This window comes from Bacillus sp. 007/AIA-02/001, assembly GCF_004634455.1.
In the GTDB taxonomy this organism is placed as follows: domain Bacteria; phylum Bacillota; class Bacilli; order Bacillales; family Bacillaceae_G; genus Bacillus_A; species Bacillus_A cereus.
In genome coordinates this window covers 616,870-629,628 of record NZ_SEIY01000001.1, presented here as the reverse complement: position 1 = coordinate 629,628, position 12,759 = coordinate 616,870, and the positions used below count along the sequence as shown (strand labels likewise).

Below are 12,759 nucleotides of genomic sequence, written 5' to 3'. Positions count from 1 at the left end.
TTACAATTTTACGGTAACCTAAATTAAACTATCCGTCAAGATTAATAACTCATATTTCTGAAAATTGTTACATCATTTCACTAAACGATACTCCAACTGAATTTCATGTAAAATTGGGATATTATCATATCCAATACATGGAATTTCTTTCTTTATTTTTCGTGCCTCCTCTACCGCATTCACATATAAATTAGTCATTACAAAATTACGTTTTTGGTAAAATCGTAACGCATTCATATTATCATTTGTTGTAATAAGCCAAACCTGTCTGCACCGTTCTTCTTCTGCAACTTGTAATACACAATCCACAAGTTTCGTCCCTATCCCCTTTCTTTCTTCAAAGCTATCTAGCGATACAATTTCGCACATATTTCTGGTCACTTCATACGTTATAATTCCGATTATTCTGTCATCTGAGAGCGCAACAAACCCTGGCAACTCTTCTAATTGATGCCCCTTACCACGTGAAACCATCAATGAACTTCCCCAGTTCTCACACATGAACATTCGGATTGTTTCTTTCATCACTGGCGTAATTTTTTGTATATGCACCATTTCCTATTTCTCCCCTTTTATATCATTGTGATACAATATAAGTGTATCACATGTAACGGTATTTGGAGGATGAGGTAAAGTATGAAACGTTTTTTTGCAGCATTGTTTACTATACTAGGTGCAATAACTGCCCTTGGGATTTTCTTTACAAATAAAGTGATGTACTTAAAGAAAAAAACAGAGGAAGAAGTACTCGAAAGAGAAACGAAAAAACATTTTCGTATAGAGGATTTTGATGCTCTTCATAAAGAAGAAATTCATATCCCTTCACAATTTGGATACGACCTTCACGGATATTACATTCCTGCTGGTCATTCCACCAATAAGTTTATGGTTTTTTGCCACGGTGTAACTGTAAATAAAATAAACTCTGTAAAATATGCAAACTTATTCTTAAAAAGAGGATATAACGTCCTCATTTACGATCATCGTCGTCATGGTAAAACTGGCGGAAAAACAACAAGCTATGGATACTATGAAAAACATGATTTAAAATCCGTAGTTGACTGGCTAAAAAACCGTTTTGGCACCAATATTACACTTGGTATTCATGGTGAATCTATGGGAGCTGCAACACTTCTTCAATACGCAGGACTTGTAGAAGATGGTGCTGATTTCTATATTGCAGATTGTCCTTTCTCTGATTTTCACGGACAATTACAGCACCGTTTAAAGGTTGAATTCCATTTACCAAAATGGCCTTTATTACCTTTAGCAAACGCATTTTTGAAAGTTCGTGACGGTTATACAATTCGTGAAGTTTCACCAATCGACTGTATAAAAAACATTAACAATCCCGTTCTCTTTATTCATAGTAAAGATGACGACTATATTTTAGCTGATATGACAAAAGCGTTATATGAAGCGAAAGAAAATAATAAGCAGCTTTATATTGCAGAACACGGTGCACACGCTTGCTCTTATAACGAAAATAAAGAAGAGTACGAAGCAGCCGTCGATCAATTTTTAAACACATATGTGAAAGAAACAAAAAACAGGCTTGCATAAGCCTGTTTTTTATTGCGCTAAAACGTCTGTAACTTGTTCCATATTTTCAGAAATCCATTGCATTGCATCATCTAACGTTGGGAATTCTGTCGTTTGAAATGTTACTTCATCTTGAAGTAACCAAACATCCTTTGCCTCTTGCCCTACACCTGCAATGGACCAATGTAACAAACTATATGGATGATTATCATTCAAAAATGATGCCCACGTGCGCTCATTTGCAATGTTTCGTAATGTATGTAATTGTTTATCCATCTCTCGTCACCTTACTCTAGTCAGTTATGAAAACTATTATAACACTCTCTTCTTTCTCAAACAAAGTGCTCTTTTTTCTCCGCTATTTGCGGGCAGTAAAACTCCCACCTCAAAATTCGGCTGAAACAAAGAAGTTAGGTGGGAGATTAACTGCCCCTAAAAGCCCGATTGGTTCAACTAATAATTAGTGGGGGATGCCTCCCCCACTAATTAAAGTTTCACTTTATATTGCCAAGCACTTCCCTTGATTATATGATGAAATTAAGCGTTTGGGAAGGAGGGATAACGTTGGCAAAAGTACAAATTAAAGTAAATGATAATGGCTCTTTTCGCGTTACAGGGGACGTGGAATTAGTCGACTCACAAGGGAATGCATTCCCAGCAAAACCGGCATTTTCTTTATGCCGTTGTGGTTTATCAAAAAATATGCCTTATTGCGACGCTTCGCATAAAGGTAAATTCGAGTCTGTTGTTAGAGCACCAGAGGCAGAATAATTTTACATGTGACATGCACATTTTTTTGTGCATGTTTTTTCTTTTTAGCAACTCCGTTATATCCCTTCTCTTTACAACATTTCTAATACTTTTATTTCCATTCCAGCCTGCATATATTTTCACACAATTCTTCACATTCGAATATTTTTTACTAGCCTTTTATTTTTTTTGTGCTATAATTTGAGCAAACAGCATCCTTCGGGGTCGGGTGAAATTCCCAACCGGCGGTGATGAAGTGAAAACTTCTAAGTCCGTGACCCGTTTTCAACTCGAAAACGGTGGATCTAGTGAAACTCTAGGGCCGACAGTATAGTCTGGATGGGAGAAGGATATGTTTCTAGTTTTTTATATAGTGAATACACTTTTATTTCAGTATGCATATTTTTAAAGATTCATTTTGATTCTTTATATATGTTTAATTTTCTATACTTATTTTTTATACTGAAATAAAAAGAGACAACTAGCGTTTAAAAATTCGATATTTTGCTAGGTTTTTTCCTTATGCAGAAATATCAATTATCGTTAGGTTTCTTTCCTATGCTTTCGTATTCAAACTATATTTCTAGAAATCACGTCTCCCAAACCCCAAGGATATTAAATCCTTGGGGTTTTTTGATTTTTTTTGGAGAGGTGAAGAAAATGACAGATCAAGAATATATGAGGATTGCCCTGCAGTTAGCAGAAGGAACATCAGGACAAACAAGTCCAAATCCTATGGTTGGTGCTGTTGTTGTAAAAGATGGAAACATCGTTGGTATGGGCGCTCATTTACGAGCTGGTGAAGAACACGCAGAAGTTCATGCCCTTCAAATGGCTGGTCAGAACGCCAAAGACGCTACCGTTTATGTAACACTGGAACCGTGTAGCCACTTTGGAAAAACACCACCTTGCTGTGAATTGCTCATCGAAAAAGGAGTTAAGCGTGTTGTAATTGCTACTCTCGATTGTAATCCGCTCGTTTCTGGTAACGGAAAAAGAAGATTAGAGGAAGCTAGAATTGAAGTAACTACCGGTGTTCTTGAAGCAGAAGCAGTTTTATTAAATCGCTACTTTTTTCACTACATGAAAACGAAACGCCCTTTTGTAACAATCAAAACAGCGATGAGCTTAGATGGAAAAACAGCAACTGTAACTGGTGAAAGTAAGTGGATTACAGGTGAAGAAGCACGTGCTGATGTTCACCAATATCGCCATACACATGATGCAATTCTTGTTGGAGTGAATACAGTTATAGCTGATAATCCTCATTTAACAACAAGAATTCCAAATGGTGGGAAACATCCTATTCGCGTTGTTTTAGATACCCATTTACGAACGCCACCATCTTCTCATGTTATAACAGATGGTTTAGCACCGACATGGATTATTGTCGGTAAGGATGTAAAGAAAGAGAAGATATCTTCTTATGAATCTAAAAATATAGCTATATTCCAAATGGAAACGAAGCATATAGAAATCGAGGACCTTCTTTCCTTTCTTGGAGAGAAACAAATTCTTTCTCTATTCGTTGAAGGTGGCCAATCGATTCATGCAAGTTTCTTAAAAACAAACAATTTTAATGAAATTGTAACCTATATAAGCCCGAAATTAATTGGTGGGAAAGATGCTCCTACTTTATTTGGAGGAAATGGTTTTTCAAAATTACAAGATGCGCTTTCCTTGAAAATTCAAGAGATGAAACAAATTGGTGATGATATAAAAATCGTTGCGAATGCCCGAAACGAGGTGACGAAATGTTTACAGGAATTGTAGAAGAATTAGGAACGATAGCAAACATGCAACAAAGCGGAGAAGCGATGAAATTAACGATTCATGCAAAGAAAATTTTATCAGATGTTCACTTAGGTGATAGTATCGCGGTTAACGGTATTTGCTTAACTGTAACAAACTTTACAACTACTTCATTTACAGTTGATGCAATGCCTGAAACGATGCAGTCGACATCACTTCGCATGCTTAAACCGCACTCTAAAGTAAATTTAGAGCGAGCAATGGCTGCAAATGGACGATTCGGTGGACATTTCGTTTCAGGACATATTGATGGCATCGGAACGATTTTAAATAAAAAACAACATTACAATGCCGTCTATTACAAAATAGCAATTTCTGATGAACTGCTGCGCTATTGTTTGCAGAAAGGGTCCATTGCTGTTGATGGAACGAGTTTAACGATATTTGATATAGACGAATCTTCCATAACGATTTCGCTCATCCCGCACACAGTAAGCGAGTCTGTCATTGGAGAAAAAAATGCCGGAGATATCGTAAACATTGAGTGTGACATGATTGGTAAATATATCGAACGCTTTATTACTAAACCTACAAAACGAGTAGGTTCAATGACTGAAAGCTTTTTACAAGAAAACGGATTTCTATAAGGGGGAAGCACAATGTTTCATCGTATTGAAGAAGCTCTAGAAGATTTAAAACAAGGTAAAGTCATTATCGTATGTGATGATGAAAACCGAGAAAATGAAGGCGATTTTATTGCTTTAGCAGAGTACATTACACCAGAAACAATTAATTTTATGATTACACATGGCCGTGGTCTCGTTTGTGTACCGATTACAGCAGGGTACGCAGAACGTCTACAATTAGAACCAATGGTATCTCATAATACAGATTCACATCATACTGCGTTTACAGTGAGCATTGACCATGTTTCTACAACAACAGGGATTAGCGCTCACGAACGTGCAACTACGATACAAGAATTGTTAAACCCCGCATCAAAAGGCGCTGATTTCAATCGACCTGGACATATCTTTCCATTAATTGCGAAAGAAGGCGGTGTCCTGCGTCGTGCAGGTCATACAGAAGCTGCTGTTGATTTAGCAAAGCTATGCGGTGCCGAACCAGCTGGAGTTATTTGCGAGATTATAAATGAGGACGGCACGATGGCACGTGTACCTGATTTAATAGAATGTGCAAAACAATTTGATATAAAAATGATTACAATAGAAGATTTAATTGCTTATCGCCGCCATCATGAAACACTTGTGACGAGAGAAGTGGAAATTACATTACCTACAGATTTCGGTACTTTCCACGCAATTGGCTATTCTAACTCATTAGATACGAAAGAACATATCGCACTTGTAAAAGGTGATATTTCAACAGGTGAACCGGTACTTGTACGTGTTCATTCTGAATGCTTAACAGGAGATGTATTCGGTTCACATCGCTGCGATTGCGGACCACAACTCCATGCAGCACTTGCTCAAATTGAGCGTGAAGGAAAAGGTGTTCTTCTTTATATGAGACAAGAAGGAAGAGGCATTGGGCTTCTTAATAAGCTTCGCGCTTATAAATTACAAGAAGAAGGATTCGATACTGTAGAAGCAAATGAAAAACTCGGCTTCCCTGCTGATCTTCGTGATTACGGTATCGGTGCTCAAATATTAAAAGATTTAGGTTTACAAAGCTTACGATTATTAACGAATAACCCAAGAAAAATTGCTGGCTTACAAGGTTACGATTTAGAAGTAGTCGAGCGTGTACCGTTACAAATGCCGGCAAAAGAAGAGAATAAATCGTATTTACAAACGAAAGTAAACAAATTAGGACACTTACTAAACTTATAATTAAAGGAGAGATTTATTATGGTATTCGAAGGTCATTTAGTTGGTACAGGATTAAAAGTTGGAGTTGTTGTTGGACGTTTTAACGAATTTATTACAAGTAAGTTACTTGGCGGCGCTTTAGACGGATTAAAGCGTCACGGTGTAGAAGAAAATGATATTGATGTTGCTTGGGTTCCTGGTGCATTTGAAATTCCTTTAATCGCTAAAAAGATGGCTAGTAGCGGAAAGTATGATGCTGTTATTACATTAGGTACTGTAATCCGAGGTGCTACAACGCACTACGATTACGTTTGTAATGAAGTAGCAAAAGGTGTTGCGTCTTTATCACTACAAATGGACATCCCAGTTATTTTCGGCGTATTAACGACAGAAACAATTGAACAAGCGATTGAACGCGCAGGTACGAAAGCTGGTAATAAAGGATATGAATCAGCTGTTGCTGCAATTGAAATGGCTCACTTATCAAAACAATGGGCATAAAAAAAAGAGGCTGCGGCCTCTTTTTATTTTTTTACCTTTTTTTGTACATCTTTTATTAATTCATTCATCGTTTTTCCTTCTGTTTTTATATGAAGAGCTTGTGCTGTTCTCCATACATTCTCTCTTTTTTTCGCTTCTTCTATAATTGTAATTTCTTTTCTAACTTCCTTTAAATCTTTTCCTTCCGTTTTCAATCCAAAATGTTCAGCTTTCGTTCGAAAGTGTTGTTCGATTCTTTGTTGCATCTCTTTTTGTTCAGGATTTTCAGCAGCCTTAACTGGATCAGAACTTATTGCTTTTATTAAAATTAAACAAGTCATAATCGCTAATATGTATTTGTACATGTAAAATCCTCCAACCCAATATAAATTACATATTTACTATGTACAACTAGGGCTTGGAAAATTCGTCCACAAAAATTCTTTTTTTCGCTCAAAAACCAATAATATCAAGCGTTCACAACTATTTATTACATTTTATTTACAAAAAAGCAAACTCTTTTACAAGTTTGCTTTTTCATCTATCTTATAATGCACATTCTTCAATCTCAAATCCTAAATCTGCAATCATACCCCAGTCCGCAGTCGGCTCTTGTCCAGCTGTCGTTAAGTAGTCCCCGACAAAAATAGAATTTGCTGCAAATAAACCGATTGGCTGTACAGAACGTAAATTGATTTCACGTCCTCCTGAAATACGAATTTCTTTTGTTGGGTTTACAAAACGCATCATTGCAAGTACTTTTAAACATTCTACTGGCGTTAACTCTTTTTGCCCTTCAAGAGGTGTCCCCTTTACAGCAACAAGGAAATTACAAGGGATAGAATCTGCATCTATACGTTGTAATTCAAATGCAATTTCAGCACGCTCTTCAATTGTTTCTCCCATGCCAAAAATCGCTCCAGAGCATGGTGAAATACCAGCTTGTTTTGCTTTTTGAACTGTATCAACACGATCATCATACGTATGAGTTGAACAAATACTATCGTAATTATTTGCATGTGTATTTAAGTTGTGGTTATAACGGTGCACGCCTGCTTCCGCTAAACGTCCTGCTTGATCTTCATTTAAGAAACCTAAACAACAACAAATCTTCAAGTCTGTCGTTTCACGAATTTCCTTAACTGCTCCAATTACGTGATTTACCTCTTTATCCGTCGGACGACGACCAGACGCTACAATACAATATGTACCTGCTTTACGGCGTATTGCTTCATGTGCCCCTTCTACAATCTTCTCCTGCGTTAACCATGCATATTTATCAATCGGTGCTTCTGAAATAATAGACTGTGAGCAATATCCACAATCTTCAGGACATAATCCAGATTTCGTATTAATAATCATATTCAATTTTACTTTCTTACCAAAGTGATGATGGCGAATAATGTAAGCTGCATTCATAATTTCTAAAACTTCTGAATCATCAGCTTCTAATATCGCTATTGCATCTTCTTTCGTAATCATTTTCTCTTCCACTACGTCGTATGCAAGTTTTTTCCAATCCCTTTTTGTTTGTACTTGTTTCATTTCATCTCTTCCCCTCTTTTGTTATATGTATAAATAAAGCATGATACGTTGCCATTATCCCTTCATTTCCCGTGAAGTCTCTTTCGTATATGCGTAGCATCGCACGAAAGAGTGAGGGACTTTGACAATATGATCCTTCATTGCTATTAGTTGCTCCTACTTTTCGAATAGAATGCAGAAACTCCTTAACTTCTGTAAAACTCTCTATGTAATATGTTTCAGAAACATGCACATCCCCTGTTTCTATCTTACATATATGAAGCAACTGATCTTTTGAATAAAAACGTTGACCAATCGATGTTTCATTTTTTATATTTCTTTCTTCTTTCGCACGTTGGAACGAAGCATGCAATTCTTGAAATGTTTCATGTCCAAACGTTGAAAAGAGTAATATCCCATCTATAGACAAATGTTGAAATAAATTTCTTAACACTTGTTGTAAATTATTTAACCATTGAAATGTAGCATTTGAAATAATGACATCATATGATTCTTCTAATCGTAATTGCTCAATATCTTCACAGTGAAACGTTACATTTTTTACATTTTGTCTAGTTTGCGCAATCGCAATCATACTTTCAGCAAAATCAACTGCTGTAATATGTGCTTTCGGAAATAACTTTGATAATTGTTCTGTTACATACCCCGTCCCGCATCCCAGTTCTAAAATACGTATTGATGCCGTTTCACTATATCGTTCCTTTAAGATTGAAAGTAATGAATGTGCCATCTTTTTTTGTACATTTGCATATCGATCGTAAGATACGGCTGCCCCATTAAACCGTTTTTGTAGTAACGTTTTGTTGATCATGTCGTATCCCCTCTACAAATTGAATTATCTCATTTGCACAATATTCAAAATTCGTTACACATAATGCATGCCCTGCTTCACTTACTACTTTCAGCTCGCTGCTGCTATTCTCCGTCATACTACGTGCCGCAGACAATGGGCATATTACATCCTGTTCTCCGTGAATAAGTAGTATAGGTACTTTAATTTCTTTTAGTTCTTCTCTCATATCTGTTTCTATTAAATAATCCAAACCTAGTTGTAAAGACTGAATAGAATCACCTTTAAAACGGTCTACAATGTCTTCAAAGTTTTTATTCTCTTTTAGCTCATCTTTCGTAAACATATTTTCATAAAACCGCTTGAGCGTATCTTCTTTCCTTCTCGCCAAATTCCTTTTCAGCCGTTCTACATGCAAAGCATTCCATCCATTACTATAGTCGCTCGTATTTGTAAATTTAGCAGTCCCACCAATTAATACGATGCCTTTTGCCTGAATCTTTTTATAAGCTTCAACTGCTGCTAACGCTCCTAGTGACCATCCAACTAAAATTACGTTGTCGTTATGCGCTACATCTATAATTCGTTTCGCAAATTCACTTCGTTCTTTCACATTACGCCAATCTACGCATTGAACAGGATATCCTTTAAAATACGGAAGTACTAAATCCCAAATATTCTCTTCCATTCCCCATCCGGGGATAAAAATAATCTTTAGCTCGTTCATACGAAAATCTCCTCTTCTTTCGCAATGTGAATAATTCGATCAATAGCCCATTTTAAATCAGCTATTGTATGTTGCGATGTAACTGCAAAGCGAATTCGAGAACTATGAACCGGCACAGTTGGCGGACGAATTGCAATGGCCGCAATCCCTGCCTCTTGCAACCTTTTACTAAATCGTAAAGCATGTTCATTTGAACCGACTACAATCGGTACAATATGAGTTGAACTATTCCCAATATCAAAACCAGCATCCCTTAATTTAGTTCTGAAGTATTCTCCGTTTGCTATAAGGTTCTCTCTTCTTTCGTTATCTTCTTTTACAATTTCAATTGCTTTTTGCACTGCTCCTAACGTACTTGGTGGTAAAGCTGTAGTAAAAATAAAGCTTCTCATCATATTTTGTAAATACTCTATATAAATTTCATCACCTGTCAAATACGCACCATAACACCCTAAAGCCTTGCTAAACGTCCCCATATGTATATCAATTTTTTGAGCAAGATTTTTTTCTATATGAGATAACCCAGCTCCGCCGATTCCATATATTCCACTCGCATGTGCTTCATCGACTATAATGATTGCCCCGTATTTCTCTTTCAGCTGTACTAAATCTCTCAAATACGCAGTATCACCATCCATACTAAAAACGGTATCTGTTACGATTAATTTTCTGCTTTCAGGCGAAGCCATTTTCAACAGCTTCTCTAAATGATCCAAATCATTATGACGATACCTTTTATGCTCTGCCCCGCTTAATATGATTCCATCAACAATACTTGCGTGATTTAACTTGTCACTAAAAACAATATCGTGCCGAGAGGCCAAAGAAGATATGGCACCTATATTTGCCGTATACCCACTATTTACAATTAAAGCCCTTTCAGTACCTTTCCAGTCACATATGCTTCTCTCAACCTCTTCATATAATGGATGATTTCCTACAACGAGACGAGAGGCAGTCGCTCCAGTTCCATATCTTTTTGTACAGGCAATAGCAGCTTCTTTTAACCTTTCATCTCCAGCTAACCCTAAATAATTATTTGACGCTAAATTTAACATCCTTTTTTTATCTCGAATAAGCCAAGTCTCTTCTGCCTTCTCTGTTACATGCAAATCACGATACTGCCCTTGCTCATGTAATTGTTGTAATTTACATTGAAGGTGCGCCCGCCACGTTTGATTCATTTTGGATAAACTCCTCTAATTTTGAAATCATAATATGTTCTTTTGCAGATTCTAATACTTCTTCTTTCGTAAACTCACCTTCAAAGAATGGTAATAATCCTAAAACTGGTACCCCGCTCAGCTCTTCAATCATCTCTTTATTTTCTTGCACTCTTTCCATTTCACATTCTTTGCAACCTGATAAAATGACACCCGCTACGGTTAAGCCATGCGCCTTTGCATAAGCAATCGTTAACACTGTATGATTTACTGTTCCTAATGTAGGACGAGCTACTACAATAAGAGGCAACTGTAATTCTTTTGCAAAATCAATTACTAAAGCATCTTCTGTATATGGGACAGCAAGCCCACCTGCCCCTTCTACAAATAAGCTATTAAACTCTTTTAATAGTTCATTATAGTAATCAGTAATTTCTTTTAACTTTACTACTCTTCCAGCTCTTTTCATGGCAAGTCTCGGAGCAAGTGGTTCTTCAATAGAATAAGGGCAAATTTCATTTTCTTGTGTCGGCACACCTGATAATGCTTTTAACCTTGCCGCATCTCCCTCAGGGTTTGATGCAACATGCCCACTTTGCAACGGTTTATATACTCCGATGTTATATCCCAATTCTCTAAATACACCGGCTAATGCACCGGCAACGACAGTTTTCCCCACTTCAGTATCTGTTGCTGTTATAAAAAAACCGCTCATTATTCTCCCTCCGTAACATCCGAGATTGCTTTATACAAAATACGTAACATATCATCAATCTCCTCAATTGTAGAAGCAAGAGGTGGCATAAATACAATCGTATTACCGAGCGGTCGTAAGATCATACCCAGCTCTCTTGCGCGTTTACATACTTGAACACCGACTCTTTCTGTCCAGTCAAACGCTTCTTTCGTTTCCTTATTCTTCACAAGCTCAATACCAACCATTAATCCGCACTGACGAATATCACCTACATGTTTATACGCAAAGAGCTTTTCTAATTGCGCTGCCACATAATCCGTTTTATGTGCCACTTCTTCTATTAAATTTGTTTTTTCATATAGCTCTAAATTCGCGATTGCTACGGCACACCCTAACGGATTACCTGTGTAGCTATGTCCATGGAAAAATGTTTTTTGTTCTTCATATTCTCCTAAGAAGGCATTATATATTTCATCTGTCGTTACCGTAACTGCAATTGGTAAATATCCACCTGTTAAACCTTTCCCAGCAGTTAAAATGTCTGGCGTCACATTTTCATGTTCACACGCAAACATTTTCCCTGTACGCCCAAATCCAGTCGCTACCTCATCTGTAATAAATAATACATTGTACTTTGTACATAAATCGCGCAGTCCTTTTAAATATCCTTTTGGCATTGTAATCATTCCGCCAGCACCTTGCATTAATGGCTCTACAATGATGGCAGCTACTTCTTCATGCTTTTCTTTCAACAATTCTTCCATTTCTTCTAAATGGCTTTTTACAATTTCCTCCTTATTATTTCCGTAAGGAGAACGATATGTATATGGATACGGCATTTTAATCGCATCAAATAAGAGCGAACTATACACTTGGTGAAACAAGTCTATTGCTCCTACCGAAACAGCTCCAATTGTATCACCGTGATATGCTTCTTTTAATGTAACGAATCTTTGTTTCTTTGTTTTCCCTTTATGCTGCCAATATTGGAAAGCCATCTTAATTGCAATTTCAACAGCGGTAGAACCTGAATCAGAATAGAATACCTTCTTCAATCCATCTGGTACAACCTCAATAATTTTTTCTGCTAATAAAATAGATGGAACGTTAGCAAGTCCTAACATAGTAGAATGAGCAATTTTATTTAATTGCTCACGAATTGCTTCATCTAATTCCGGTACTTGATGTCCGTGAACATTTAACCATATAGATGAAACACCATCCCAATATTCATTACCATTTACATCGTATAGTTTTCTTCCCTCTCCACGTTCAATAATGACAGGATCTTCTTCTAAATAATCTTTCATTTGTGTAAATGGGTGCCATACGTAAGCTTTATTTTTCTCTGCTAATTCTTCATATGTATAAGATGATTTTTCAATCGTTTTACTATTTATTGTCACAATTGTCACCCCTAATGTTAACTTGTTTATAAATATAGTTAACATTAAATCCGAATGACTGTCAATTATTTTAAA

The 12,759-nt window shown here is 36.7% G+C and carries 15 protein-coding genes and 1 riboswitch; of the genes, 6 read left to right on the top strand and 9 right to left on the bottom strand.

Features of this window, described 5'->3' with window-relative positions; translation table 11 throughout:
- Positions 1-72: 72 nt before the first annotated feature.
- The gene (locus ES895_RS03415) at positions 73-555 is read right to left on the bottom strand and encodes a GNAT family N-acetyltransferase (RefSeq protein ID WP_135238163.1); all 483 of its coding nucleotides are present in this window, start codon (positions 553-555) and stop codon (positions 73-75) included.
- Between the two features lie 81 nt (positions 556-636).
- Here ES895_RS03415 and ES895_RS03410 point away from each other — a divergent pair, with 81 nt between their 5' ends.
- Positions 637-1,563 (top strand): alpha/beta hydrolase, encoded by a 927-nt coding sequence (locus ES895_RS03410; RefSeq protein WP_000819234.1) that lies wholly within the window; start codon positions 637-639, stop codon positions 1,561-1,563.
- 9 nt (positions 1,564-1,572) lie between these two features.
- Here the strand turns inward: ES895_RS03410 and ES895_RS03405 are convergent, their stop codons facing one another.
- A complete protein-coding gene (locus ES895_RS03405) occupies positions 1,573-1,818 on the bottom strand; it encodes a DUF2552 family protein (RefSeq protein WP_000360793.1) in 246 nt (81 codons plus the stop codon).
- Between the two features lie 288 nt (positions 1,819-2,106).
- Here ES895_RS03405 and ES895_RS03395 point away from each other — a divergent pair, with 288 nt between their 5' ends.
- The 5 genes from ES895_RS03395 to ribH all read left to right on the top strand — a co-directional run bounded on the left by ES895_RS03395 (position 2,107) and on the right by ribH (position 6,377).
- Positions 2,107-2,313 carry a CDGSH iron-sulfur domain-containing protein gene (locus ES895_RS03395; RefSeq protein ID WP_001151579.1) on the top strand — a complete coding sequence of 69 codons (207 nt, stop codon included), beginning with the start codon at positions 2,107-2,109 and terminating at the stop codon, positions 2,311-2,313.
- 190 nt (positions 2,314-2,503) lie between these two features.
- Positions 2,504-2,647: riboswitch (FMN riboswitch) on the top strand.
- Between the two features lie 305 nt (positions 2,648-2,952).
- Positions 2,953-4,065, top strand: a complete 1,113-nt coding sequence (ribD, locus tag ES895_RS03390; RefSeq protein WP_000131988.1) for a bifunctional diaminohydroxyphosphoribosylaminopyrimidine deaminase/5-amino-6-(5-phosphoribosylamino)uracil reductase RibD — start codon at positions 2,953-2,955, stop codon at positions 4,063-4,065.
- Entirely contained in the window at positions 4,047-4,691 is a 645-nt protein-coding gene (gene ribE, locus ES895_RS03385; protein ID WP_000493901.1) for a riboflavin synthase subunit alpha, read from the top strand. The genes ribD and ribE overlap by 19 nt, the downstream gene beginning before the upstream one ends.
- A gap of 12 nt (positions 4,692-4,703) precedes the next feature.
- Positions 4,704-5,897, top strand: coding sequence for a bifunctional 3,4-dihydroxy-2-butanone 4-phosphate synthase/GTP cyclohydrolase II (gene ribBA / locus ES895_RS03380; RefSeq protein ID WP_000468978.1), 1,194 nt, complete (start codon positions 4,704-4,706; stop codon positions 5,895-5,897).
- Positions 5,898-5,915: 18 nt separating this feature from the next.
- Positions 5,916-6,377: a 6,7-dimethyl-8-ribityllumazine synthase gene (gene ribH / locus ES895_RS03375; RefSeq protein WP_000230895.1), complete on the top strand. Its 462-nt coding sequence runs from the start codon at positions 5,916-5,918 to the stop codon at positions 6,375-6,377.
- A 23-nt stretch (positions 6,378-6,400) separates the two neighbouring features.
- On the opposite strand, the gene ES895_RS03370 is transcribed toward ribH, so the two are convergent.
- The 7 genes from ES895_RS03370 to bioA form a co-directional block, all read right to left on the bottom strand.
- Entirely contained in the window at positions 6,401-6,721 is a 321-nt protein-coding gene (locus ES895_RS03370; protein WP_000280032.1) for a hypothetical protein, read from the bottom strand.
- Positions 6,722-6,902: 181 nt separating this feature from the next.
- Entirely contained in the window at positions 6,903-7,901 is a 999-nt protein-coding gene (bioB, locus tag ES895_RS03365) for a biotin synthase (RefSeq protein ID WP_000815847.1), read from the bottom strand.
- Position 7,902: 1 nt separating this feature from the next.
- Entirely contained in the window at positions 7,903-8,712 is an 810-nt protein-coding gene (gene bioC, locus ES895_RS03360; protein ID WP_000608908.1) for a malonyl-ACP O-methyltransferase BioC, read from the bottom strand.
- Positions 8,678-9,418 (bottom strand): alpha/beta fold hydrolase, encoded by a 741-nt coding sequence (locus ES895_RS03355; RefSeq protein WP_001004166.1) that lies wholly within the window; start codon positions 9,416-9,418, stop codon positions 8,678-8,680. The genes bioC and ES895_RS03355 overlap by 35 nt, the downstream gene beginning before the upstream one ends.
- A complete protein-coding gene (gene bioF / locus ES895_RS03350) occupies positions 9,415-10,602 on the bottom strand; it encodes an 8-amino-7-oxononanoate synthase (protein ID WP_001077288.1) in 1,188 nt (395 codons plus the stop codon). The genes ES895_RS03355 and bioF overlap by 4 nt, the downstream gene beginning before the upstream one ends.
- A complete protein-coding gene (gene bioD, locus ES895_RS03345; protein ID WP_000012496.1) occupies positions 10,568-11,296 on the bottom strand; it encodes a dethiobiotin synthase in 729 nt (242 codons plus the stop codon). Before bioD ends, bioF begins: the two co-directional genes overlap by 35 nt.
- Positions 11,296-12,729, bottom strand: coding sequence for an adenosylmethionine--8-amino-7-oxononanoate transaminase (bioA, locus tag ES895_RS03340; protein WP_002103558.1), 1,434 nt, complete (start codon positions 12,727-12,729; stop codon positions 11,296-11,298). The genes bioD and bioA overlap by 1 nt, the downstream gene beginning before the upstream one ends.
- Positions 12,730-12,759: the final 30 nt, after the last annotated feature.